Origin of the sequence: Pseudomonas sp. TH37, from assembly GCF_016650735.1 — a bacterium.
Lineage (GTDB): Bacteria > Pseudomonadota > Gammaproteobacteria > Pseudomonadales > Pseudomonadaceae > Aquipseudomonas > Aquipseudomonas farris.
Genome location: NZ_JAEKFD010000003.1, coordinates 95,862 through 121,414, shown reverse-complemented (window position 1 = coordinate 121,414; position 25,553 = coordinate 95,862). Strand labels below are relative to the sequence as shown.

Here is a 25,553-nt window from a genome sequence, read left to right as displayed (position 1 = left end):
TTGATAAACGCACAACCCTATAACTATGTACCACCTGCCCCCCTCACAACTGACCTCTAATGGCCCCGATGCCGGAACACCCGGCCCTCTTGCCCTTTGGAGACCAGTCGCCATGTCCGACGCCACCAAGCCCTTACAGGCCGATTTCGGCTTTTCCCACCTGCTTGCCCCCGCACCCGATCAGAGCCTGTTACTGACAGCCTCGGAACGCTGGCGCGACTGTCGCCGACAATGGCTCGAACTCATGGCGCAAAGCCCGCAGGCGCGTGCCTCGATTACGCGTTTGCTCAAAGACCACTGGGATCTGGATGGCAATCGGGTCGGTCTGAGTTTCTTCACCGCCAGCAACCGGCCGGAACATTTTGTCAGCCTGACCCACGCCTGCGCCTTTGTGCTGCAACAGCCTGCGGTCGAGATTTCACTCGACGCGCGTTGCGCGGTGATCGGTCTTGCACGGGAACACCGCCTCTTCGGCAAGCCTCCCTCCGAATTGCTCGAACAGCTGAAAAACCTGAACCCGGAGCGCCTGCTCAATCACGACTGGGATCGTTGGTGGAGCGCCCGGGCACGCGGGACGGCGGTATCGCGCAGAGCGCTGGCCATCCAGCTGTATCGCCAGCACTTCGAAGCCTCCAGCCAGGTGGCCCATGCCCAGCGCACCTTGACGGCCGAACTGATGAAGTCGCTGCTGACGCTGATCGATGCCCCCAGCGACAGTACGGTTGTCGACGCCCCTCCAATGACGATCAAGCAACTGGCGCTCAGATTCGCTGACAGTCGCCGTGTCGAGTTGCCCGGTGTTCTGCTCATCAGCACCGAACAACCGGCCGCGCAATTGCTGTACTTGCCAGAGCAGCAGCCGGCTTGGAGGCACTTCCAGCACCGTCATGAGGTGGAAAGCTGGCTGACCACACACCCGCAAAATATTGCCGGGATGCCTCCGCTCGACGGTATCAGCTTCGAATACACCCGCATCGTAACCACACCGCTGGCAGTCGCCGCCGAGCAGCTGATTACACGTGTATCGGTCGCCTGGATAAACAGCATTCGTCAGGTCAACGGCAGTGATATCGCCGAGCACGGCGCCACCGCGCTGGACGCCGCTGACCGATTGGATCGACAACACCGGCAAGAAGCTGCTTTTGCCGAGCCAGCCGAATTGCCGGCGGATATCCTCAGCGAGGAAGAGACCAGCGACAGTGTTCCGCAGTTCGGCTTGCTCACCCCCGACATTGCGCTGGACACCCGCCAGAGTGCCTTGGCGTATCACTGCGCAGCGCTCGAAACCCTGCTTGGCAAAGACTTCGCAGGTGATCTGAATGACTCGCGCCTGCAGAACCTGAAAAAACACCTCGACGCCTTGGCGGCAGCAGAACAGGCCAGCCAAACCGCCGCCTCCGCATTGCTGGACACCCGCGACGCGCTGAAGATGCTGGAACTGCGCCATGCATCGAATCCGCATTACACCGCGCTGTATCAGGCACGGTTAGCGGGGTTGCGCAGCGAGGCAGAGATTCAATTGCCCCTGAACCAGCTCAGCCCTGAAGAACACCGCTGGGTTCAAGCAGTTCTCGATGCTCCCGCTGCGCCGCGCAATGCAGATGTCGCGGTGGCGCGGCTGACTTTGTCGACCACTGAAGGCGACGGCGGCACTCAAAGCGAGGAACTGGACGGCGTGCTGCTGATCACGCACCCATCCATACTGCGCGGTGTCGCGCCCCACAGTCTGTTGTTGTACTGGCCCGGCCGGTTCGGTGGCTTGCAGCGTTTCGCCTCTCGGCGAGCACTGGAACAAGCACTGTTCAAATTGAGCGCCAACGACGACGTGTTGGCCTTGCACCTGAGCGAGTTGAGCGGCGACCCGTTCGAATATGCCCTGCAAAATCAGCTTTACCGCTGCGTACAGCAGGCGACTCGACTGATTGCCGACAACCCCGTGCCAGCCAAAGCCCAGCAGCGTACCGTGGCGCTGGAAAAACTGCGCGAACACACCCTCGCCCGCCTGACAGTGCCGATGCCCGCCGCGCGGGAACTGGCCTTCGCGCAACTCCTCGAGCAAAACCACAGCAGCGTCCTGGCTAAAGCACTGCCACAGTGGCTCGGCACGCTGTCCGATGCTCGGCGCTTGCAGTTCAAGCATCTGTTCAAGACGTACATTGCGGCCATGAAACGCTCCCATGAGTTACTCGAACGGGATCTGCCGCCACGGGATGATTTCAGCAAAAAGCGCATCGACGCTCGCCTGCGTAAGGACTTCGCCCTTAAACAAGGCTTTGAGGTGATGCTGGATCTGCCCGATTCAACCACTTGGCAGAAGGTCGTGATCGAAGGCGCCGCGCCGGGAACGCCGCAAAAAAATGTGCTGATAGCCAGTAAAAACCGCAGCAAGCGGTCCCTCGCCGATCTGGCCCAAACCAATATCGATCAGGAGTTATGGTGGCGACTGTCGCTCATGCAGGTCGAGATCTCTACGGATGACGAGGCAGAACGCAAGAAGCTGAAAACCGGCATCACACAACCCTATCTGCGCAAGCTGATCACCGAACTGGATCTGGCCGGACATTACGAGACACAGATCCGCCACGCTTTTCTAGGCGCCCCCACCGCCTCGGCCTTCGACCTTGAATATCGCCGTGAAAGCCTCACCGAGCCTTGGCGCCTGATGCTGAAACTGCAAGGCGAATTTGCCCTGCTGCAACGACAGATCGACGCCCATGGACGGCAAGTGCTGAATATCGCGATTGACGCCAATACCGCGCAAGCCTTTGCTGCCCAAGGCAAGCGTATCGTGCTGCTGCCGGCCCATCTGACAGTGGGCGGTGAAGACACGCCGCATCAGGGCCCGAGCACTTTGTCGGGGGTCACCTTCATCGAGGAACAGGTCAGTGGCCTGACGCTGCTCTACCTGCCGGACAGTCCGGACGGTATCCACCTGCGCCAATACGACACCCTTGAGCAGGCACGCCAAAGCCTGTTCAACCTGTGCCTGCACAACAGCATGGTCAACTATTTGGCCGGGCGTGCCTTGCAAGGCGACTTCGCCCTTCACGTCAGTCGGATCAATGAGGCATTGCTGCGAAACTTCAATGCGCTGATCGGCGTCGGCATGGCGTGGCCGGCCGCCACGTCGCTGGCGGCGCATCTGCTCGATGTGCATATGGGGCGTTTACTGGAAGCCCATCGAAGTACCTCACGCTCCAATGACGCCTTGTACCTGGAGCACTGCGCACTGAAGTCCGGCGCGATGTTCAACTATCTGAAAATGGCCCTGGGCATAGTGCCATTCGTGGGCTCGGCCATTGCATTGTATGACGCTTGGGGCAGCGCCAATCTGGCGGTCGCTGCTTTCCTGCGTGGCGATGTCGGTCATGGTCTGGCCGAAGTGGAGGCGGTGTTGTTGTCGTTGATCGACGCTGCCATGGATGTGCTTCCGGGTGCCAACGCGGCTCCCGGTGCTGCCCGTGCAATAACGCGCCATCGTCAGTTACGCACAGTGGCCAGAAAGGCCGGTGCTTTGCAGATGCCCTCGCGTCGACAGGCCCATCGCGTCCGTGATTACTTTCACGGCTACGAATATGAACACGAAATTTCTCTGGCTGAACTGCAACCTGCCACACACGGCATCTATCGCAATGTCTATCGGCATGCCGAGGGCGATTTCATGATCAGCCAGGGGCGCATCTACCGGATCGAGCTGAGCGATGCTCCTCGTGGCTGGCGCTTGCACGGCACATGGGCACGCGCCTATAAACAGCCGATCGCCCTCGATGAGGCCGGCAACTGGAACACCCACTATGCGGTGTACGGCACATTGATGGAGGGCGGTGGCGTGGGCGGCGGTGCGGTGCTCGGGCATCTGGCCGACGGCATGGATCCGCTCTGGCCAGCGGTCATCAGGCGTTGGCTGCCCCGCTGGTGGGCTGATCGGACTGCGCGTCGTCTGGGGACATTGAAACACACCATCGACGCGAGTACCCGGCAGCTCACTACGCAGTCCAAAAAAACTAAAATCGCCCTCATGGAATACTATGAAGCCGGCACTGAACAACGCATAAAACTGCAACCTTCTGTCGACGCTGCCTGTACCAAAGACATCGACATCGCTCAGAACCAATACGCCGATCTGGAAGAACTGCGCAGTTTTGGCGAGCGACGACAAGCCCGGGAAATTGCTGAGGTTAAAAACAAATGCGCCTTTTTAGTGGTTGATCGCACCCTGTGCCGGATCGACCTGGCCAATCAGCGACTACAGGGCTGCCTCGACCGGATCGATGAATTCAATGAACTTTCCAACACCACACCCGCGAGCGATATCCGCAAACACCTGGACTTGATGGCGCAACGCACGGCGGTCCGTAAAGCTTTTCTTCAGGACCTCGAATACGCTTACACCGCGACCGAACAGGCCAACCTGTGGAATGGTCGAATCACCCTTAAAAACCAAAAACTGGAAATGGCCGATGATCTGGCGAAGGTAAACAAGGCGTTCAGCGGGACAAGCTACCGTTACCTGAAAGCAGCACACAGCCTCGAAATCATTACCCGATACGACGCCGTCCACGACCAGTCCTGGTTGTATTTTCATGTGCAGTTGAAAAACGCCAGGATCAAAGTGGATCGTGCCATGGTCACCCAGCACAACCTTCCGACCGTGCACGCCAACGTGACACAACGCCACAGAGTGCTGAAAGACTGTCTGGAGACTTACTCCAAATTCCGCCGCGACCTGAATGCCTGGGTACTGGGCTATCCGCAACACCTGGATAAGGAACAAGTCACCCGGTTTCTGGATAACCTGGCGAATCTCGAGACATCTGCTCAAAAAGTCTTGGGTAACCGCACCTCCACCTCACCGAATGAAGTCGCATCCGGTAAAAAGTTTTTTGAGACCGAAGACAACCAGTTACTGATCGGCGTCGAAAAAACCGATGCGGTGACTCAGCAGAAGCGGTTCACCATCGAGGGGGTCGATGGGCACACGGAAACCTGGCTGCCGCGCTCAAGCGGTAAATATCACCTCAGCGAGCAATCTTTCGCCGTACAACGTCCGCAGCAGACGGATGTTCGACCGTTGCTGGCGGAGTCCCGAACACGGCTCGCTGCCATAGAAAACTACCAGAGCAAGGTCAAAAGTTATGCCGACCAGGGCATGCTGCCGGTCGACCTTGAGCACATGATGAACAGCGAAGCTGACGAACTCATCATGCGGGCGCGGGACATCGAACGACTGTCACCCACCGATCCGATCATCGTGCAATTGAAGGAGAAGGCCCGGGATCTTGCGCGTGCCGGACGCACCCTGCGTATCGAACAGTCCATGAACAGCAGAACCCCCACCGAGGGTTATCTGGACTACCTGCTGGAACAACGGGTGGTGGACATTCGCAAGGAAGGCGCATTGCGCGATATCGGCAAGCGCCCGGACGGTCGACGGGATTTTCTGCAGGAGTATGAAGTTCGCGATTTGACCCGCCAGCCGCTGCAAACGCTGTGGTATGCGCATTTTCATTACCCCTCGGCGAAATCACCGTTCAACGAGTTCGTCAAAGGTCATCTGAAATTGCCTGAACAACGCAACCTGGGCCTGCAATGGCAACAGGCTCAAGCCAACAGCGGCGCTCAGGTGGAGTCAATCTGGCGGGGCGACATCGGCAAACCGCTGGCGCTCAAACATTTTCCACTGCTGTGAAGAACGACAACGGAGCGCCCGAAGCGCTCCGTTGTCAGTCAGCTGTCAGGCCAGCTGACTACGCAGCAGACGTGCCGCCGCGACCATGTTCACCAGCGCGGCTTCTGTTTCCGGCCAGGCACGGGTCTTCAACCCGCAATCGGGATTGACCCACAACCGCTCGGCCGGAATACGCTTAACGGCTTTGCTCATCAACTTCACCATCTCGGCCGTGTCCGGCACTCGTGGTGAGTGGATGTCATAGACGCCCGGGCCGATGTCGTTCGGGTAGTCGAACGCTTCGAAGGCTTCCAGCAGTTCCATGTCCGAGCGCGAGGTTTCGATGGTGATCACGTCGGCGTCCATGGCGGCGATGGACTGGATCACGTCGTTGAATTCGCTGTAGCACATGTGGGTGTGGATCTGGGTTTCGTCGCGTACGCCCGATGCACTCAGACGGAAGGCTTCCACCGCCCAATCGAGGTATTCCTGCCATTGCGCCCGGCGTAGCGGCAGCCCTTCGCGGAAGGCGGCTTCGTCGATCTGGACGATTTTGATGCCGGCGTTTTCCAGGTCCACCACTTCATCGCGCAAGGCCAGGGCCAGTTGCTGCGCCTGAACTTTTCGCGAGACGTCTTCGCGCGGGAACGACCACATCAGCATGGTCACGGGACCGGTGAGCATGCCTTTCATGACCTTGTCGGTCAGGCTTTGAGCATAGGTGATCCAGTCAACCGTCATCGGCTTCGGACGGCTCAGGTCACCATAAATGATCGCCGGTTTGACGCAGCGCGAACCGTAGCTCTGGACCCAGCCGAACCGGGTGAACAAGTAGCCGTCCAGTTGTTCGGCGAAGTACTCGACCATGTCGTTGCGCTCGGCTTCACCGTGTACCAATACGTCCAGACCCAGGCGTTCCTGGATTTGCACGGCGTGGCGGATTTCGCTATGCATGGCATCGGTGTAATCGTTGGCCGACAGCTTGCCTTGCTTGAAGGCCTGGCGCGCCAGACGGATCGAACCAGTCTGTGGGAACGAGCCAATGGTGGTGGTCGGGAACGCCGGCAGTTTCAGCCGTGCCTGTTGTTGTTCGATACGTTTGGCAAACGGCGAGTGACGTTGGCTGTCCGCGGCGCCGATGGCGTTGATTCGGGTCTGAACATCCGCTTTGTGGATACGCGGAGACTGGGCGCGACTGGCCGCAATGGCGCGGCTTTCAGCCAGGGCAGCTTGCACTTTTGGCGCTTGCGGATCGTTGAGGGCATCACGCAGCACGGCGATTTCACCGCACTTCTGCACGGCAAACGCCAGCCAGCTTTTCAGTTCCGGGTCGAGTTTGTCTTCACGCTCCAGGTCCACCGGGCTGTGCAGCAGCGAGCAGGAACTGCTGACCCACAAGTTATCGCCAAAGCGCTCCTGAGCCGGCTGCAGTTGCGCGAGGACTTGCTCCAGTTCGCAGCGCCAGACGTTGCGGCCGTTAACCAGACCTACCGAGAGAATCTTGTAGGTCGGCAGGCGATCCAGCACTTGGCCGAGTTGATCCGGCGCGCGCACCGCGTCGATGTGCAAGCCTTGCACTGGCAGGCTGACAGCCAGGCCAAGGTTGTCTTCCAGGCCACTGAAGTAAGTCGCCACGAGTTTTTTCAGCGGCGAATATTGGAGGATGTGATAAGCGCGCTCGAAGGCGTTTTTCCAGGCCTGTGGCAGGTCGAGGGTGAGGATCGGTTCGTCGATCTGCACCCACTCCACGCCTTGGGCAGCGAGGCGACCGAGGATTTCGCCGTAGATCGGCAGCAGGCGCTCCAGCAGGTCGAGTTTGTCGAAGCCATCACCCTTCGCCTTGCCCAGCCACAGATAGGTCAACGGGCCGATGATCACCGGTTTGACGTTGTGGCCCAGGGCCTTGGCTTCTTCGACTTCGTCGAACAGCTGTTCCCAGCTCAGTTTGAACTGCTGGTCTGCGGTGAATTCCGGGACCAGATAGTGGTAGTTGGTGTCGAACCACTTGGTCAGTTCCTGAGCGTATTGCGCCTTGCCATGTTCCCCGCCGCAACAGGCCGCGCTAGCGCCACGGGCCATGGCGAACAGGGTGTCGAGTGTCGGCAGGCCACGGGAGTCTTTGGCACTGTCGAAGCGCTCGGGGATGACACCGAAGGTCAGGGAGTGAGTCAGTACCTGGTCGTACCAGGCGAAGTCGCCCACGGGGAGCAGGTCGATGCCGGCGTCTTTTTGCAATTGCCAGTGGGTGGCACGCAATTGGCGGCCGACGCTTTTCAGTGCGTCCTGGTCAAGATCACCCTTCCAGTAGGATTCGAGGGCTTTTTTCAGTTCGCGGTCGGCGCCGATGCGCGGAAAACCAAGAGTGTGGGCCAAGGCCATGGTAAGAGTTCTCTCTATAAAGGACGCTATAAAACATGGTGCTATTGTCGACAGCTCACCCAACATGAGACAAACTCAACCTTTTCGTGTTGATCACAAGTTTTCCTCATGGAGCCCCCGGTGCTTGAAATCCGTCACCTGAAAACCCTGCACGCTTTGCGCGAAGCCGACAGCCTGGTGGATGCGGCCGACCGCCTGCACCTGACCCAGTCGGCGCTGTCCCACCAGTTCAAGGAGCTGGAAGAGCGCATGGGCATGCCGCTGTTCGTGCGCAAGACCAAACCGGTGCGCTTCACCAGTGCCGGCTTGCGCCTCCTGCAACTGGCCGACGCCACCCTGCCATTGCTGCGCGGCGCCGAGCGAGACATTGCACGGCTGGCCGGCGGCACTGCGGGGCGTCTGCACATGGCGATCGAGTGCCACAGTTGCTTTCAGTGGCTGATGCCGACCATCGACCAGTTCCGCGATGCCTGGCCGGAAGTCGAGCTGGACTTGGCCTCAGGGTTCTCCTTCGCCCCGCTGCCGGCGCTGGCCCGGGGCGACCTGGATCTGGTGGTGACCTCCGACCCGCTGGAACTGGTCGGGATCACTTACGTGCCGTTGTTCACCTACGAAGCCATGCTTGCGGTGGCTAATCAGCACCGCCTGGCGAGTAAGCCGTACATCGTGCCCGAAGATTTGCTGACGGAAACCTTGATCACCTACCCTGTGGAGCGTGATCGGCTGGACATCTTCACCCGCTTCCTGGAACCGGCCGACATCGAACCGGCCCAGGTGCGCACCTCGGAACTGACGGTGATGATGATGCAACTGGTGGCCAGCGGTCGCGGCGTCTGCGGCATGCCCCATTGGGCGCTGCATGAATACAGTTCACGGGGTTATGTGAAGGCCAAGCGACTGGGCGAGAAAGGCTTGTTCGCAACGCTCTACGCCGGGATTCGCGCCGATATGCTGGATGCGCCGTACATGCGCGACTTTTTGCTGACGGCCAAGGACACGTCGTTTTCGACGCTGGATGGGGTTAGTGCAGTTCGCTGAAATCCTGTCGATTCTGATCAAAGTTGAAGGGTGATTGTTCAGGCCTCATCGCGGGCAAGCCTCGCTCCTACAAGGGAGCGGGGTGCTTTCAGAGCTCACGCCACATATGGATCTTGTCGAAGTAGTCTTCGCCAACCCGCACTGCCAGCGGCTCAAGCCCGAACTGCACGAAGCCGCAACGCTGATACAGCTTGAAGGCAGCTTCATTGCCGGCGGTGACGGTCAACTGGATCAGCCTCAGGCCCTGATGGGTCTGCGCTTCAGCCAACGCGGCCTGGACCAGCCGGTAGCCGAGCCCGCGCTGCCGAACCTCACCCGAAACGTACATGCCAAACAACGTCGCCTTGTGCCGAGCCTTCTCCCGCGCTTCAAAAGCCAAGCCGACGATGCCCGCCAGTTTCCCTTCCTCAAACGCCCCGAGTACCCGGTCCAGCTTGCTGGTCAGCCGCGATTCCCACCAACTCAGCGGCATCACCGCGCGCTCGCGCACGCTGGAAGTGAACGCCTGGGGATGCAAGTCATAGGCCTCAAGCATCAGCGCCCGATAATCCAGGGCATGACTGGCATCAAGCCGTTCAATCCACATCTTCAGGCCACTCGCCGCTGCTCAACCATCAAGCGCACCGCCAGCCCGGACAGCACGAAGCCCATGAAATAACGCTGCATCGCCAGCCAGTTCGGGTTGTTGACGAACCAGGACGCAATGCCCGCGGCAAACAGCGCGATCAGCAGGTTGACGCTGAAGCTCACGCTGATCTGGGTCAGGCCGAGGACGATGCTCTGGGTGAACACCGAACCGTGCTCAGGAGTAATGAACTGCGGAAACACCGACAGGTAAAACACCGCGATCTTCGGGTTCAGGGCGCTGGTGAGAAAGCCCATGGTGATCAACTTGCGCGACGAATCTGCCGGCAGCTGCTGCGCCTCAAACGGCGAGCGCGCACCAGGCTTGACCGCCTGCCAGGCCAGCCACAGCAAGTACAGCGCGCCGGCCCACTTCAACACTTCGTAAGCCATCGGCACTGCCACGAACACCGCGGTCAAACCCGCGGCGGCCGCGAACAGGTGCACTAAAAATCCCGCGACCACGCCGAGCAACGAAGTCACCCCGGCCTTGCGGCCCTGGCAGATTGAACGAGAGATCAGGTAGATCATGTTCGGCCCGGGCGTGAGTACCATCAGCAGTGCCGCGGCGGCGAAAATCAGCAAGTCTTGAAGCGGGATCATGGGCATCCTCCGTCCTTGGACGATCAGGCAGTTTCGATCAGTGAGGCTCGATAAAACGGCAAGATCAGGTCCCGTGTCAATGGCGCCAACGTGACATCGCCGTCGGTGGCCGGATCGATCCAGCGCACCTCTTCGATCTCCGCCGCCGGGGAAACGTGCGAATCGATGGTCAGCTGAAAGAGTTCGGCCTGTACGACATAACCCGGCTCATTAGCGGCCGGCGCCGAGAATTGCCCCAAGTAGGCGGCATGCGCCGGATCGATGACCAGGCCGAGTTCCTCCTCCAGTTCACGGGCGAGAGCATGGACCGGTTGCTCATGGGACTCGATCTTGCCCCCCGGCTGCATGAACGCCTGGGTGCCGCGCTTGCGCACCAACAGGGTGCGGCCGTCGGGGCCGATCAGCAGGGCAGCGGCAATGCGGATGAGGCGGGGGGAAGCGGCGGATGAATGCGTCATGGATCGGGATTGGCCTTGGGTAAAGGCAGCAAGGATCACATGAGCGCCGGTTCTTCGTCACGCCGAAAACTTATCTGCCTCGCCACAGGTCGCTCCCACATTGGATCTGTGCAAAGGCCAGGAAGCTCAACTCGTCTCGAGAAGTGCGCCCTCCACTTCCTCCGGCACTTTCACGAAAATGCTGTACTTGGCACCTTCCATCGCCTCGAAAGCGATCAACTTCTCCACCAGCGGCCCATTCAACACCTTGCCGGCATTGAGCAGCAGCATGCCGTTGTCGGCATTGAGATTGCGCGCCAGGATCATGCCCGGCACCAGATCCCGGGTGGTTAGCACCTTGACCGTTGGATCGGCCAGCGTCACGTCGCTCAGATAAGCCGCGCAGACCTGAATGAAATCCTCCACCAGTTCCGGATCGTAGAGACGACCGGCGTATTGGCGGATATACACCAGGGCTTCATCGCTGTTCATCTGCCGTTCGAGGATCAACCCGCGCTGCAACTCGATGAAATCCACCGCCAGTTTCAGCAACCGCGAACCGAACGGAATCGCTTCGCCCTTGAGCCGATCAGGAAAACCGCTGCCGTCCCAACGCTCCTGGTGATGCAGGATCAGCCGGGCGGCATCCTTCATCGGATCGAGCGTCATCAGCAGCGACTCACTCTGCTTCGGATAACCCCGATAGCGCTCGCGGTCATTGTGATGCAGCAGGTCCGAGGGCGTGCTCATCATGCTGTCGGTCCAGCTCAATTTACCGATGTTGTAGAGCGCCGCCGCCATGGTCAGGTCACGACTGCTGCCTTCGTCCAGCCCATGGAGTTTGCAGTACACCCGCACCAATTCGATGATCTGCCGGTTGGTCTGTTTGGCGGGCGGCAGGCGCAGGTTGGCCAGCAATGAAAACACTTCCGTGCCGGTGACATAGCTGCGCTTGAGCTCTTCGTAGGCCAGGTCCAGCATGTCGGCAGTCTGTTGCAGCTCGCTGGTGCGGGCCGCGACGTGTTTTTCCAGGGTGGCGTTGAGCTGCTTCAGTTTCTCGTTCTGATCCCACGTCTCTTGCACCAGACGCAAGCGCTCACGCTCGGAATGCTGATAGGCAAGTGCTTGTCGCAGGGTCAGCAGCATTTCCTCATCGTGCCAGGGTTTGCTGATGTAACGATGAATCTGCCCTTCATTGATGGCTTTGATAATGGCCGACGGATCGGCATAACCGGTCAGCATGATCCGGAGGGTGTCGGGGTAGCGCTGATGGATGTGGGCCAGCAGCGTCGAGCCATCCATATTGGGCATGCGCGCATCACTCATCACCAGATCGATCGGCTGACGCGCCATGATTTCCAGCGCCTGGGCACCGCTGGTGGCCAGCAGCACCTCGTAGGGTTGGCCGCGCAGCAGGCGGCGCAGGCTGTTGAGAATCGACTCCTCATCGTCGACCAGCAGTAACTTGGGTTTATAGGTCACAGTCGTGGGGAGTTGCTCTTCCATGGCATTACCTCAAGAAAACGTGTGTCTTTATGTCGCGCGCGGGGCAAACGTCCTGGCGTTCCCGCGCCTGACTTACAGGCTAGATGATTTTCAGCCTGCCCCCGGAAATGATTCGTTTCAGTCAACCGGGCGAAGTGCCGGACGGGCGACTATGCTCAGATCACTCGGATCCAGAACGATACCCGCTCCATCCAGCGATCAGGGAAGGGATACCCTCTATGAGCTCATTGCACCAACCTGCTGTCGGCACAGGCGCATGTCAGTGAATACGCTGCTTGCGCGCATTAATCGTCGGATTCTCATCGTCGATGACACGGCGTCGATCCATGAGGATTTCGCCAAGATTCTCAGCCCGCCATCGATCGAAGACGACAGCCTGATCAGCGCCGAAAACGCCCTGTTCGGTACCCCGGTGTCGGTATCGTTGCAAAATTTCGTCATCGATTCCGCGTTTCAGGGCCGCGAAGCGCTGGACAAGGTCGAGAGCGCGCTGGCGAATGACTCGCCCTACGCGATGGCCTTCATCGACATGCGCATGCCGCCGGGCTGGGACGGTCTGGAAACCATCGAACGCCTATGGCAGGTCGATCCCAAGTTGCAGGTGGCGCTCTGCACCGCGTATTCCGACTATTCCTGGGAAGACATCGCCGAGCGTCTGGAGCTGGGCGATCGCCTGCTTATCCTGAAAAAGCCTTTCGATGCCATCGAAATTCGCCAGATGGCCAGCGCATTGACCGCCAAGTGGCAAATGACCGAAGACGCGGCGCTGAAAATGTCCTTGCTGGAGCTCGCGGTCGAAGAGCGCACCCGGGAGCTGTCCGACGCCAACATCATCGTGCAGAACAGCCCGACCATTCTGTATCGGCTGCGGGGCGAACCGTCGTTTCCGTTGATGTACATCTCCCACAACATCACCAAATACGGCCACATCGCGGCAGCCCTGGTGGCTTCGTCCAACTGGGCGCAGGAGCTGATCCATCCCGACGATCAATCGAAAGTCGATACGGCCATGGCCCGGGTGCTGGACCGCCATGCGGCAGGTGCTTCCATCGAATTCCGGATGCGCACCGGCGACGGCGACTGGCGCTGGGTCGAAAACCGCTATATCCCGGTGCGCGACGATGAAGGCCGCTTGCTGGAAGTCGAAGGCATCATCATCGACGTCACCGAACGCAAACTGGCCGAGGAAAAAATCGCCCTGTTGGCCCGCACCGACGGGCTGACCGGGCTGGCCAACCGCGCGACGCTGATCGAACGATTGCACCAGGCATTCGCCGCCGCCCGGCGCGGGGCCACCCCCTTTGCCATGTTTTATCTGGACCTGGATCACTTCAAACGCATCAACGACACCCTGGGCCATCCGGTGGGCGACCTGCTGTTGCAGGAGGTCGCCAGGCGCATCAAAAACTGCGTGCGCGAAAACGACGTGGTTGCCCGCCTGGGTGGCGACGAGTTCGCGATACTGCAACTGGATGTCGGCGATCCGACCCAATCAGCGTCCCTGGCCGCCAAGGTCCGCGATGCACTGGTGCTGCCCTACTCCCTGGCCGGCAATGATGTGCGGGTCTCGGTCAGCATCGGCATCAGCAGCTACGCACCGGTCAGCCTCAGCGCCGACAGCCTGTTGACCCAGGCCGACATGGCGCTGTATCGCTCCAAGGAAAAGGGCCGCAATCAGTACCACTTCCATTCCGAGGAGATCAATCAGGAAGTGGTCGAGCGCATGACCATCGCCAACGACTTGAAAACCGCCATCGAACACGACGAACTCGAACTGCGTTACTGGCCGGAAGTAGACCTGAGCAGTGGCAAGATCCTCGGCATGGAAGCGCAGGTCAGCTGGAACCACCCTCAGCGCGGGTTGCTGGAAGCCCAGGCGTTTCTGCCCGCGGCGGAAAAAACCGGCACCATCGTCGCCCTCGGTCACTGGGTGCTGGAGCGCGCCTGTCGGCAAATGCGCCAGTGGCGTGACGAAGGCATGGCGCCACCGGTGGTGGCGATAAAACTGTCCCTGGCCCAGCTCAAGAGCGGTCCCGAGCTGATCTATGACGTGTTGCGCACCACCGCGCGCTGGGAACTGTGCCCGTGGGACCTGCGCTTCGACGTCACCGAAGCGACCCTGGCCCAGACCAAGTGGACGCACAACGATGTACTGCCGCGCCTGCGTGAACTCGGGGTGAAAATCGCCATCGACGACTTCGGCACCGAATACTCCTCGTTCGATTACCTCAAGACTTATCAGGTCAATCACCTGAAACTCGCCCAGACCTTCATCGACATGGCCGCACGCGACCCGGCCAGCGCGACCACCTTGCGGGCGATCATCAACTTCGCCCGTGAGGTAGGGATCGGCATTATCGCCGAGGGCGTCGAAACCCAGGAGCAACGCAGTTCGCTGATGGCCACCGGCTCACCGATGAACGCCCAGGGTCACTACTTCAGCCAAGCGGTCAGCAGCCAACAGGCCGCCGAGTTACTGAAGGCCGGGAGCATCGTGCATGCCAGCCACGGAACCGGAGCGATGCCCGACGACCCGCGGCGTGCCACGGAGGACAAGGAATGAAAACTTCGTTCGCCCAGGCTAACCGGCGCATTCTGATCATCGACGACACGCCTTCGATCCATCAGGACTTTCGCAAGATTCTCGGCCCGGATACCGACGACGAACAAACCATCGCCGGCACTGAAGCAGCGCTGTTCGGCAGCCAGCAGTCTACCCGGCTGATATTCCAGCTCGACTCCGCCTATCAGGGCCAGGAAGCGCTCGAACTGGTCAAGCGCGCCCAGGCTCAAGGTCGCCCTTATGCCATGGCGTTCACCGACATGCGCATGCCCCCGGGCTGGGACGGTCTGGAAACCATCGAACAGCTCTGGAAGGCTGATCCTCACCTGCAAATCGCGCTGTGCACGGCCTTTTCCGATTACACCTGGGAAGCCATGGCCGAACGACTGGAGTTCGGCGACCAGTTGCTGGTGTTGAAAAAACCCTTCGACAGCCTGGAAATCCGCCAGATGGCCAGCGCCCTGACCTGGAAGTGGCAGATGGCGCAGGACGCGGCCATGAAAGTGCAGACCCTGGAGCAAACCATTGAGGCCCGGGTCCATGAGCTGCTCAAGGTATCGCACTTGTTGCAGTACGACGTATTGACCGAATTGCCCAACAGCACCTTGCTGGGCGACCGGCTGAACCAGTCACTGGCCCTGTCCAGACGCCATGACAAACAACTGGCGGTGATGTTTCTCGGGCTCGATCGCTTCAAGCGCATCAACAATGCCTTGGGTCACCCGACCGGTGATGAGATGCTCAAACGTGTCGGGCACAATCTGGTGGCCTGCGTGCGCGAGTCCGACTCGGTGTTTCGCTACGGCTCCGATGAGTTTGTAGTGATCCTGGCTGACATCCACCACCCCCAACAGACCAAGGGCATCGCTGAAAAGCTCTTGAACGCCATACGTGCGCCTCAACACATCGCCGGCCACGACCTGAGCGTGACGGCCAGCCTGGGCATCAGCATCTATCCCGAGGACGGTTTCGATGCCATCGCACTGATCAAGAAAGCCGAAACCGCCATGCGCAACGTCAAGGAGAGCGGCCCGAACGATTTCAGCTTTTTCATCGATGAGATGAACCAGCGCGCCCGGGAACAGCAGAGTATCGAATCGGGTATTCGCCTGGCGTTGGAACGCAACGAATTTGTCCTGCACTACCAGCCCAAACTCGACCTGGGCAGCGGCAAGGTGGTCGGCGCCGAGGCATTGATCCGCTGGCAAAAGCCGGGGCAAGGCTGGATTTACCCGACAGACTTCATCGGTGTGGCCGAGGACAGCGGCTTGATCGTACCGTTGAGCAAATGGGTGCTGGCCCAGGCCTGTCAACAAGCCCGTGCCTGGCAGGCGAAAGGCCTGCCTGAGCTCTGCATGTCGGTGAACGTGTCGGCCATCGATTTCCGTCAGCGGGATTTTGTCGAAGGTATCGAACAGATACTCAAGCAAACCGGTATGGACCCCACCTTGCTGGAGCTGGAAATTACCGAAGGCGTATTGATGCAGAATGTCGATGCCACGATGGTCGCGCTGAATCGGCTCAAGGCATTGGGCGTACGGCTGGCCATCGATGACTTCGGCACCGGCTATTCCAGCCTGAGTTACCTGCAACGGTTTCCCATCGATGTGCTGAAAATCGACCAGTCATTCATTCGTGGCCTGAGCCGTGACAGCAATGACGCGGCTCTGGTCAGCGCCATCATCAGCCTGGGCAAGAGCCTCAAACTGACCGTCATTGCCGAAGGGGTGGAAACCCTCGAACAATTGAATTTTCTCAAGGCCCTCCAGTGCGAGGAAGGCCAGGGTTATTACTTCAGCAAAGCCGTGGAGCCGGATGCCTTCGTGAAATACCTGACGTCTGTGCAGTCCGCTCCATCCGGCACCAAATGAATGATGTGCAACGACACCCAGGCCACCTGCGCCAAGGAATCATAAGATGTCGAGCCCCTTCTACTACTTGCTTCTTGCACCTCTACTCGGATGTTGTCTGATAGCCAACGGCGCACCGCTGGACGAACCGCTCAAGCCCTTGCCCACGGTGCCCGAGCTGAATCCCTTGCAAGTCGAACTGGGGCGTCGGTTGTTCAACGAGCCACGCCTGTCGGTCAACAACACCCTGTCGTGCGCCAGTTGCCATCGGCTGGAAAGCGGAGGCGCCGACGCCCTGGCGTTTTCCATCGGCTTCAACGGCGCCCCCTTGACGATCAATACCCCCAGCGTGTTCAACGCAAGTCTGAATTTCCGCCAATTCTGGAACGGTCGCGCCGACACGCTGGAAACACAAGTTCACGAAGTGGTGCAGAGCCCCAGCGAAATGGGCAGTCATTGGGAGCATGTCGTTAAGACACTCACCGCTGACCCGGCTTACAAAAGCGCTTTCGCCCAGGCCTACCCGGACGGCGTGACCATGAACAATGTGCAAAAAGCCCTGGCCACCTATGAGCGCACGCTGATCAGCGCCAACTCACGTTTCGATCAATACCTGCTGGGCAATACCGAGATTCTGACGACCGAGGAGAAATACGGTTACCAACGCTTCAAGGACTATGGCTGCATCGCCTGCCATCAGGGGGTGAACATCGGCGGCAACATGTTCCAGAAATTCGGAGTCATGGGCGACTACTTCCAGGTGCGGGGCAACCCCACCGAAGCCGATCTGGGCCGCTATCTGGTCACCAAGGCTGAAGAGGACCGCAACGTGTTCAAGGTTCCGAGCCTGCGTAACGTCGCCGTGACCGCGCCGTACTTTCATGACGGCTCGGCCAAGACGCTCGAAGACGCGGTAGACGTGATGTTCAAGTTCCAGCTCGGTCGCGTGCCCTCTGACCAGGACAAGACCTTGATTATCAAATTCCTCAAGACCCTGACCGGTGAGTGGGGAGGCAAACCTTTATGAAAACGTACCACCGTCGCAACCTGGCATTGCTCAGTGGCGTGGCCTTGCTATTGGCTTCGACATTGCTGTTTCTGTACCTCAAATCAAGCTCCGACCAGACCTCGACGTACGCCGAGTCCCGGGGCCTGATCGGCCAGATCAAACAGTTCAACGCGCAGTGGGAAACCGAGATTCTCAAATCCCGAATTGCCATCAGCCACAATTACGATCCGCTGGTGGCACCGCTGACCGAGATAACACACCTGTGGGAGCGGTTCGAGACCATGGAATCCACTCATGGCCGCAATGACTCGCCGACCTGGCGTGCCAGCCATGATGCTTACCACGCCGCCATTCAGGAAAAAACCCGGCTGGTGGAGCAGTTCAAATCCCATAACGCGGTGCTGCGCAACTCACTGGCGTTTTTGCCCACTGCCGAAGACGACATTCAGGAACCGCTTACCCGACTGCTCGACGAAGACAAACTGCAACTCCAGAACATTGCCACCGACACCTACGACTTGCTGCTCAGCAGCCTGGAGTTCGCCCAGGTCACCTCCGACGACAAAGCGGCCGATATCCTGGTCGGGCTGAACAAACTGAAGGTGAACAAGGAACGATTACCGGAGCAGTTTCATAGCCCGATCGATGTCTTGAGCAATCACATCGCGCTGATCCTGCGGGAACAACCCGTGGTCAATCGGCTGCTGCAAAACATCGAAGCCGTTCCTGTAGCCGCACGGCTGGACGACATTACTGCTCTGCTGAACAAGGATCAGCAGCAAACCGAGGCGGCCAACCGGCGCTACCACCTCTACATGCTGGTGTTTTCGACGCTGCTGGTACTGGTGCTGGTGTACATGGCAATTCGCCTGATGCGCAGCTTCGGGGAGATCAACCGGGTCAACAAAGAACTGCAAACTGCCAACGACGTACTCGAACAACGGGTCGAAGAGCGCACCCGCGAACTCAAGGATACTCAGAGCGAATTGCTCGACACCGCACGCCAGGCCGGCATGGCTGAAATCGCCACTAACGTGCTGCACAACGTCGGCAATGTGCTCAACAGCGTAAACATCTCGGCTGACCTGGTCACCCGCAAACTGCGGAGCAGCAAGGCCCAGGGATTGGCCAAGGCGATGCATCTGATCAACGAGCATCAAGGCGACCTGGGCACCTTTTTGACTCAGGACGAGAAAGGAAAACTGCTGCCCGGTTACCTGAACCAACTGGTGGACGCCATTGCCCTTGAACAACAGGGCATGACCGACGAACTCGCTCAGTTGAGCAAAAGCGTCGACCACATCAAGGACATCGTCGCCACCCAGCAGTCTTATGCCGGTGCCAACAGCCTGGTGGAACCGCTGTACATCAGCGAACTGCTGGAGGACGCCCTGCGGATGAACGCCGGCGCTCTGACCCGGCATCACGTCACGGTGATCAAGGAGTACGGCGACGTACCGCAAATCATGGGCGACAAACACCGATTGTTGCTGATCCTGATCAACCTGATCAGCAACGCCAAATACGCCATGACCGACCTCAGCAACCGCCCTCGGCAAATGATCCTTGGGGTGAAAGTCGTCGAAGACACGATTCTGCAAATCAGCGTCAAGGATGACGGCGAAGGCATCGAGCCGGAGAACATGACACGGATCTTTGCCCACGGTTTTACCACCCGCAAGGAAGGACACGGCTTCGGCCTGCACAGTTGTGCCCTGGCCGCGATCGAGATGAACGGCCATCTCACCGCTCACAGCGACGGGCCAGGCAAAGGTGCACTGTTCACGTTGCAGATCCCGTTGAAAACCGTCTTGGAGGAAGCATGAGCGATCTTTCGAACCGACGCATTCTGCTGATCGACGACACGCCGTCCATCCATGAAGACTTTCGCAAGATCCTCACCCCGACATCAGCGCAGCATGTAGAACTGGACGAAATGGAGGCCGCGCTGTTCGGCAGCGAAGTGAAACCCACCAGCCTGCTGTTCGAGCTGGATTCGGCCTATGGCGGTCAGGAGGGTCTGGGCAAACTCATCCAGGCATTACAGGAAAACCGCCCCTACGCGCTGGCCTTCGTCGACATGCGCATGCCTGAAGGCTGGGACGGTGCGCAGACCATCGAACACCTGTGGCAGCAAGACCCGCAGCTGCAAGTTGTAGTGTGTACCGCCTATTCCGACTATTCCTGGGATGAACTGCTGGAACGCTTGCACGCCCACGACCGCCTGTTGATTCTGAAAAAGCCGTTCGACAACATTGAAGTCCAGCAAATGGCCAACACCCTGCTCACCAAATGGGAAATGACCGAGCGGGCGTCTATTCAGATGAGCCATCTGGAGCATCTGGTGGATCAGCGCACGGACCAGTTCAAGCAGGCCAGCGAGGCGTTGCAGCGGGAAATCGACGAGCGCAAACAACTGGAAAGCCAACTGGTGCAGTCGGAAAAACTCGCCTCGCTGGGGCAACTGGCGGCGGGCGTCGCCCATGAAATCAATAACCCCATCGGCTTCATTTCCTCCAACCTCGGCGCCCTCGATGGCTACTTCAAGCATCTGCAGGAAATGCTCGATGCCTATCGGGAGGCGGAAAACGCCATTGGCTCAAGCGAGGTCATCGACCGTCTCGGTCAGTTACGTGAACGGGTGGAACTGGACTTTCTGCGCGAAGACATTCCGCTGCTGATCAAGGAGTCCAAGGAAGGCATTGGCCGGGTCGGGCAGATCGTCAAAGACCTGAAGGACTTCTCCCGCGTGGACTCCAATCAGGAATGGCAGTGGGCCAATCTGCAACAAGGCATCGAGTCGACCCTGAACATCGTCGCCAATGAACTCAAGTACAAGGCCGATGTGGTGAAGGAGTTTCAAAAGCTGCCCGACATTGAATGCCTGCCGTCGCAAATCAATCAGGTGATCATGAACCTGATCGTCAACGCCTCTCAGGCGATAGGGCCGGAACGGGGCACCATCACGCTACGCACCGGGCTTGAAGGTGAAACGGTGTCAATCGAGATCGTGGACACGGGAATAGGCATCGAGCCGGACAACCTGCAAAAAATATTCGACCCGTTCTACACCACCAAACCGGTGGGCCAGGGGACAGGGCTCGGGTTGTCCCTGTCCTATGGCATCGTGAAAAAACACCGGGGCGATATTTCGGTACGTAGCGAAGTCGGGGTAGGCAGCACCTTTCGGGTCGAGTTGCCGGTACGGCAATCGAAAGCGGCTGTCTGACCAGCCGAACAAGGGATCAAATCTCAATCCGGGCTGTTTTCGTTTTTTCTCCAGGCGCAGAATGCCTGACATCCTGTTTCTAACACAGGAGATCTCTGTGGCGAGGGGGCTTGCCCCCGTTCGGCTGCGAAGCAGCCGTAAAACCTGCAAATGAGACTGTCAGGAAGAATGCAGTGAATCGTTTGGGACTGCTGCGCAGTCCAACGGGGGCAAGCGAACGCCAACCTCATCGGATGGTTGGCTTAACACCAAGGAAGGACACGATGCTGAAAGTAATCGCTCAAGATTTCATCAAACCCGAATACATTGAAACCGTTCGCCCGTGGTACGCCGAACTGGTCGAGAAGACTCGATTGGAGCCTGATTGCATTGCTTACGACCTGTTCATCGATCAAAAAGACCCGGGGCACTTTATCTTCGTCGAACAATGGCCGAATAAGGCGGCGCTGGATGCTCATTGCCAGTCTGAGCATTTTCGGCGTCTGGTGCCGCAGATCAACGGTTACCAGGCGAGGGATTGTATTGTTGTGCTGATGGATGCGTTCTGACGCCAGCCTCAAGGGTGGTTGGCGTTACATCAAGAATGAACAAGCGGGCTTCACTGTCCCCTGCCTTTAGCATCAGCACTTGTTTCCAGTGTTTGGGAAACAAGGCGTCATGTTCAGGGCGAGCGTTGCCCGTTACCCACCAGATCCGCTTGGCATTCAGTTTCAAGGTTGAAAAATCGTCGAAGAAAATCGAATGCAGATGACGAGGGATGAGTGCCCAACCACCGTATTCGGCGGTTCCCCAAAGGGTGCCTGTCGGTGGTTTGAAGGCGTATAACCTCGGTTGAATACCGGTCGAGTTGTAGTACGTGAACGGCAAGTACCAATACAGGTTATCCACGATGATTTCGTCACCCGGACGAACTTCGCGGCCAAGACCTGCGATCACGGCGTCCAGTTTTGCGTCTTTGCGAATGCTTGTCCCGTTCATCTCATCCGTTTGCGCGTAGACCGCCGAAAGCCCGTGTACTTCTGCCAATAAAACCAAAGCCATGGCGACAGCGGCAAGAACGGCGTGGCGTTGGCTCCATGCATCCAGCGCGAGCGCAATGATAAGGGGCAACGCGGCGGCAGCGAACACCAGGTATCTGGCATTGAAAACCGGCACGATCAGCGACACCAGAAAAACGGTCAGCACCGGCACAAAGAAATAGCCCACCAGCAAGACGATGAAAGGTCGCTCATGGCGTGCCTTGAGCAGCGCCGCAGCGGCGCAAACAACGATCAACACCGAGGGCAACACCCGCCATAAGGATGAATGACTGACCGCTCCCTCCATCATCACCAGTTGCCAAACGAAGGTCGGCGCCGTCTGCCAGGTGAGCGGCGGTATCCACTCGAGCCCGTCCATTCGCAGCAATTGATCGATGAAATCGGGTAGCCATGGCAGGTACAACACAACGATTGCACTGTTGGCCACGACCCATGCACGAAACGGTATTGCCGTGGACCGACCGCCATCTCGCACTCGCCACCAACCAAGCCAATGCACCAAAACGCACAGCGCGGCGAAGTAATGCGTGTAGAAAGCAGCCGTCATCAGCAGCACGTAAAAAAACGGATAACGTTTTTGATCCGGGGCCCTGACCCAGCACACCAGCGCCACGGTCGCGCCCATCAGCCAGAAGCCGAGCAAGGTGTACATTCGCACTTCCTGGCTGTAACGCACCGATATCGGTAGCAATGCCAACAACACTGCCGCTATCCAGGTCGCCTTTCGCGTTGTCACCAGGCTCATCAATTTAATGCACAGCAACAGCGTGCCGACATCGGCCAGTGCACTCAGGGATCGCGCAGCCAACACGCCATTACCGAACAGCAACATCCAGAAATGCAGCAAGACATAGTAAAGCGGCGGATGAACATCGCGCGCTGTCGTAGCCCAGATATACGCAGGCGAGCCCTCGGCCAGCAGCAGACTGTAGGCCTCGTCATACCAGATGACCGGCACGGTGATGGAGTGAAACCTTGCGAACAACGCGAGGACGATCACCGCCACCAGACCTGCCCTATCGGCCATCCGGGATGGAAAACGTTCGGGAGGGATCGAAGAGGTAATCACCAGGCTCACCACTGCAGCGTGGTGATCGGGGTCGGTTCTTTCATGACGATAAAACCGTAATCGCCCAGCAGATAGAGGCGGTAGAACTTGCTCTCCACCAGTGGTGGATAATTCTGGTAACCGACCAGGGTCGCGTTACGCCGTTCCCTCTCCACCTCCACGTTGGTGATGCCCGCCTTCGGCAGGTTTTCAGCCAGCATGAAGAAGTTGATGTTCAGCAGATAATGCAAAACCGGCATCTGCTTGAACGAACCCGCGGCCCCCACCAGCCAGTGATCGGAATAACTCACCGCCAGGTAAATACGCTTGGCCTCGTGCAGTTGCCGATGGGCCGCAATGTCATGCCCCAGGGAAAACAACGCGCTGGACGCGAAGGTATTCTGCACCGTCAGCACGCGGCCATAGGCGTAAGACAACGAAAGCATGGCCAGCAGAGGCACCGCCAACAGCAGCGGTAGCCGCTCATGAATGGACGCTAGCGCCAGATGGCTCAAATAGAACAACAGCACCAACAGGACCGCGAAACCCATCAAGGTTCTGGCGCCTTCATTGAAGTCGCGAAAAAACAGCGCAGCCCCCGACACCAGTAAAGTCACGACCGGCACCGTCAGCACACACACCAGGCCCATCACGATTTTTCTCAGCCCGGTGTCGTGGCGTTCAATCACGTTCCGGGCTAACTGTGCGCCACCCACAAGGGCACACAACAGCAGCGCGGCGAACACCCAAGTGAATCCTCCGTGAAACAGCAGCGCGACTTTTTCCAGCACCCGACCGATGTTGATTTCAAGTTGCAGCAAAGGCTTCGTTGCCCAGTTCAGCAATAAGGCGCGATCGTGATTCATGTAGGGATAAGCCGTGACACTGTAGATCAACCCGCCGAGCCCCACCTGCGCGAGTTTCCAGCCGATCAATTCGTACCATTGCCGCCAGGCCCACTTGTCATTCGCGCCCCTGAGCAGCTCCAGGCAACATAGGCCCAGAAACACATTCAGGCTCACCTGATAGAGCCCCAGCGCCAGCGCAATCAGGAAGGCCGGCACCAGCCATTGCAGAATGCGCGAGGGGTGACGAAAAGTGATCGCGTAGATCACCGCCACCAGACTCAAGGCATTGGCCGGCCCGTCGTATTGATAAGACAGGTTCTGCAGGAAGAACGGGTTGTACCAGAGCGGTAACAGCACCAGGCAGCAGGATATCGTCGGCTGCGGGTAGTAATGGAATGTCAGGCTGGTCAACGCAAAAGCCATGGCCAGCGTGGCGATCAACAGCGGCAACGGAAAGATGTTTGGTGCGCCGTCGCTGAACGTCAGCAGGTTGTAGAACAGCTCGGTGAACAATCGCCCCTGCCCTGCCCAGGCAGTACCCGCCGACAGCGAGCGCCAGTTGTCATCGATGTAGGGATAGTCCGCGAGGATCAGCGGAAAGACATAAACCAGCGTCGCGATAAAAAAAAACAACCAGACCCGGCGACGCCCGAGTTCTTTGCTGAAAAAGTCGCCCAGTCTGCCCATGCTAAAGCCCTATCCGGTCTTTGCCGCCAATGACGTCTTTGACCACATAACGGGGCCGGTGCTTGGCTTCGATGTAGATGCGACCGACATACTCACCGAGGATGCCGATGCCGATCAGCTGTACGCCGCCGAGAAACAGAATGGCCGTCATCAGCGACGGATAACCGGGAACACTGTTACCGAAGAAAATCTTGTCCAGCACCATGTACACCGCATACAGCACCGCGAAGATCGAAATGCCGCCACCGATGTAAGTCCACAATCGCAACGGCACGGTGCTGAACGAGGTAATGCCTTCCAGCGCCAGGTTCCACAGTTTCCAGCCATTGAACTTGCTGCGTCCTGCCACTCGCCGAGCCCGCTCGTATTCCACCACTGCCGTGGTGAACCCGGCCCAGGACAGAACGCCTTTCATGAACAACTGGTGCTCGGGAAGCGCGCGAATCACATTGACCACCTTGCGGTCCATGAGCCGAAAATCCCCGACGTTTTCTTCAATCCGGGTGTAGGAAATCCTGTTCAGCAAATGATAGAAGAGCGATGCGCTGTGGCGTTTCAAATAACTGTCACTGTCACGATTCCGGCGTTTGGCGAGCACCACATCGGCGCCCTTTTGCCACTCGGCAATCAACTGCGGGATGACGCTGATCGGATCCTGCAGGTCCACGTCCATGGGAATCACCGCATCGCCTGTGGCGTATTCCAGCCCGGCAAACAATGCCGGCTCCTTGCCGAAGTTGCGCGAGAAGTTGATCAGCAATACTTGTTCATCGATCTGTGCCAGCGCCTTGGCCTGCTCAGCTGTCCGGTCGGTACTGCCATCGTTGATGAACACGATTTCGACCTCACACGGGTCGAGTTTCAATTCGCGACGCACCGCCTGATGGAACAGATTGATCGCCTGCTCTTCGTTGAATACCGGAACAATCAGCGAAACTTTCACGTTTCACACTCCTGAAAAACGAAGTGTAGATGTTCGTCAGGCCGCCATCAGGGGGCGTTCTGGCGCGCGAACTGCCCGGCA

The 25,553-nt window shown here is 58.7% G+C and carries 16 protein-coding genes; 8 read left to right on the top strand and 8 right to left on the bottom strand.

The window, feature by feature from the left end:
- The first annotated feature begins 112 nt into the window (after nt 1-112).
- The gene (locus JFU11_RS09790) at nt 113-5,689 is read left to right on the top strand and encodes a DUF6543 domain-containing protein (RefSeq protein ID WP_201060521.1); all 5,577 of its coding nucleotides are present in this window, start codon (nt 113-115) and stop codon (nt 5,687-5,689) included.
- Between the two features lie 45 nt (nt 5,690-5,734).
- On the opposite strand, the gene metE is transcribed toward JFU11_RS09790, so the two are convergent.
- Nucleotides 5,735-8,047 carry a 5-methyltetrahydropteroyltriglutamate--homocysteine S-methyltransferase gene (metE, locus tag JFU11_RS09785; protein WP_201060520.1) on the bottom strand — a complete coding sequence of 771 codons (2,313 nt, stop codon included), beginning with the start codon at nt 8,045-8,047 and terminating at the stop codon, nt 5,735-5,737.
- Nucleotides 8,048-8,167: 120 nt separating this feature from the next.
- Between metE and metR the strand changes: the two genes are divergently transcribed.
- Entirely contained in the window at nt 8,168-9,085 is a 918-nt protein-coding gene (metR, locus tag JFU11_RS09780) for a transcriptional regulator MetR (RefSeq protein WP_007898547.1), read from the top strand.
- Nucleotides 9,086-9,173: 88 nt separating this feature from the next.
- Here metR and JFU11_RS09775 read toward each other — a convergent pair whose 3' ends face one another.
- From JFU11_RS09775 to JFU11_RS09760, 4 genes are all read right to left on the bottom strand, one after another.
- Nucleotides 9,174-9,671 (bottom strand): GNAT family N-acetyltransferase, encoded by a 498-nt coding sequence (locus JFU11_RS09775; protein WP_123719373.1) that lies wholly within the window; start codon nt 9,669-9,671, stop codon nt 9,174-9,176.
- 2 nt (nt 9,672-9,673) lie between these two features.
- Nucleotides 9,674-10,312: a LysE family translocator gene (locus JFU11_RS09770; RefSeq protein ID WP_123719374.1), complete on the bottom strand. Its 639-nt coding sequence runs from the start codon at nt 10,310-10,312 to the stop codon at nt 9,674-9,676.
- A 23-nt stretch (nt 10,313-10,335) separates the two neighbouring features.
- The gene (locus JFU11_RS09765) at nt 10,336-10,770 is read right to left on the bottom strand and encodes an NUDIX domain-containing protein (RefSeq protein WP_201060519.1); all 435 of its coding nucleotides are present in this window, start codon (nt 10,768-10,770) and stop codon (nt 10,336-10,338) included.
- A gap of 126 nt (nt 10,771-10,896) precedes the next feature.
- The gene (locus JFU11_RS09760) at nt 10,897-12,255 is read right to left on the bottom strand and encodes an HD domain-containing phosphohydrolase (RefSeq protein WP_201060518.1); all 1,359 of its coding nucleotides are present in this window, start codon (nt 12,253-12,255) and stop codon (nt 10,897-10,899) included.
- Nucleotides 12,256-12,511: 256 nt separating this feature from the next.
- Between JFU11_RS09760 and JFU11_RS09755 the strand changes: the two genes are divergently transcribed.
- From JFU11_RS09755 to JFU11_RS09730, 6 genes are all read left to right on the top strand, one after another.
- A complete protein-coding gene (locus JFU11_RS09755; RefSeq protein ID WP_201121282.1) occupies nt 12,512-14,818 on the top strand; it encodes an EAL domain-containing protein in 2,307 nt (768 codons plus the stop codon).
- Nucleotides 14,815-16,689: an EAL domain-containing protein gene (locus JFU11_RS09750; RefSeq protein WP_123719378.1), complete on the top strand. Its 1,875-nt coding sequence runs from the start codon at nt 14,815-14,817 to the stop codon at nt 16,687-16,689. Before JFU11_RS09755 ends, JFU11_RS09750 begins: the two co-directional genes overlap by 4 nt.
- A gap of 46 nt (nt 16,690-16,735) precedes the next feature.
- Nucleotides 16,736-17,695, top strand: coding sequence for a cytochrome c peroxidase (locus JFU11_RS09745; protein WP_123719379.1), 960 nt, complete (start codon nt 16,736-16,738; stop codon nt 17,693-17,695).
- Nucleotides 17,692-19,503 carry a DAHL domain-containing protein gene (locus tag JFU11_RS09740; protein ID WP_201060516.1) on the top strand — a complete coding sequence of 604 codons (1,812 nt, stop codon included), beginning with the start codon at nt 17,692-17,694 and terminating at the stop codon, nt 19,501-19,503. Before JFU11_RS09745 ends, JFU11_RS09740 begins: the two co-directional genes overlap by 4 nt.
- Complete coding sequence (locus JFU11_RS09735; protein WP_201060515.1) at nt 19,500-20,906, top strand: ATP-binding protein; 1,407 nt, start codon at nt 19,500-19,502, stop codon at nt 20,904-20,906. Before JFU11_RS09740 ends, JFU11_RS09735 begins: the two co-directional genes overlap by 4 nt.
- Before the next feature lie 263 nt (nt 20,907-21,169).
- A complete protein-coding gene (locus tag JFU11_RS09730; protein ID WP_030129588.1) occupies nt 21,170-21,454 on the top strand; it encodes a putative quinol monooxygenase in 285 nt (94 codons plus the stop codon).
- Here the strand turns inward: JFU11_RS09730 and JFU11_RS09725 are convergent.
- The 3 genes from JFU11_RS09725 to JFU11_RS09715 are packed head-to-tail and all read right to left on the bottom strand — an operon-like array spanning nt 21,402 to nt 25,472.
- Nucleotides 21,402-22,973: a glycosyltransferase family 39 protein gene (locus JFU11_RS09725; RefSeq protein ID WP_201121293.1), complete on the bottom strand. Its 1,572-nt coding sequence runs from the start codon at nt 22,971-22,973 to the stop codon at nt 21,402-21,404. The two genes, JFU11_RS09730 and JFU11_RS09725, sit on opposite strands and share 53 nt — an antisense overlap.
- A gap of 47 nt (nt 22,974-23,020) precedes the next feature.
- Complete coding sequence (locus tag JFU11_RS09720; RefSeq protein WP_201060512.1) at nt 23,021-24,529, bottom strand: glucosyltransferase domain-containing protein; 1,509 nt, start codon at nt 24,527-24,529, stop codon at nt 23,021-23,023.
- Between the two features lies 1 nt (nt 24,530).
- The gene (locus tag JFU11_RS09715; protein WP_201060511.1) at nt 24,531-25,472 is read right to left on the bottom strand and encodes a glycosyltransferase family 2 protein; all 942 of its coding nucleotides are present in this window, start codon (nt 25,470-25,472) and stop codon (nt 24,531-24,533) included.
- Nucleotides 25,473-25,553: the final 81 nt, after the last annotated feature.

Excerpts from the sequence above, each read along its gene's own strand:
- JFU11_RS09790 (WP_201060521.1), top strand. The coding sequence starts at position 113 with ATGTCCGACGCCACCAAGCCCTTACAGGCCGATTTCGGCTTTTCCCAC.
- metE (WP_201060520.1), bottom strand. The coding sequence starts at position 8,047 with ATGGCCTTGGCCCACACTCTTGGTTTTCCGCGCATCGGCGCCGACCGC.
- JFU11_RS09775 (WP_123719373.1), bottom strand. The coding sequence starts at position 9,671 with ATGTGGATTGAACGGCTTGATGCCAGTCATGCCCTGGATTATCGGGCG.
- JFU11_RS09770 (WP_123719374.1), bottom strand. The coding sequence starts at position 10,312 with ATGATCCCGCTTCAAGACTTGCTGATTTTCGCCGCCGCGGCACTGCTG.
- JFU11_RS09765 (WP_201060519.1), bottom strand. The coding sequence starts at position 10,770 with ATGACGCATTCATCCGCCGCTTCCCCCCGCCTCATCCGCATTGCCGCT.
- JFU11_RS09760 (WP_201060518.1), bottom strand. The coding sequence starts at position 12,255 with ATGGAAGAGCAACTCCCCACGACTGTGACCTATAAACCCAAGTTACTG.
- JFU11_RS09755 (WP_201121282.1), top strand. The coding sequence starts at position 12,512 with ATGTCAGTGAATACGCTGCTTGCGCGCATTAATCGTCGGATTCTCATC.
- JFU11_RS09750 (WP_123719378.1), top strand. The coding sequence starts at position 14,815 with ATGAAAACTTCGTTCGCCCAGGCTAACCGGCGCATTCTGATCATCGAC.
- JFU11_RS09745 (WP_123719379.1), top strand. The coding sequence starts at position 16,736 with ATGTCGAGCCCCTTCTACTACTTGCTTCTTGCACCTCTACTCGGATGT.
- JFU11_RS09740 (WP_201060516.1), top strand. The coding sequence starts at position 17,692 with ATGAAAACGTACCACCGTCGCAACCTGGCATTGCTCAGTGGCGTGGCC.
- JFU11_RS09735 (WP_201060515.1), top strand. The coding sequence starts at position 19,500 with ATGAGCGATCTTTCGAACCGACGCATTCTGCTGATCGACGACACGCCG.
- JFU11_RS09730 (WP_030129588.1), top strand. The coding sequence starts at position 21,170 with ATGCTGAAAGTAATCGCTCAAGATTTCATCAAACCCGAATACATTGAA.
- JFU11_RS09725 (WP_201121293.1), bottom strand. The coding sequence starts at position 22,973 with ATGGCCGATAGGGCAGGTCTGGTGGCGGTGATCGTCCTCGCGTTGTTC.
- JFU11_RS09720 (WP_201060512.1), bottom strand. The coding sequence starts at position 24,529 with ATGGGCAGACTGGGCGACTTTTTCAGCAAAGAACTCGGGCGTCGCCGG.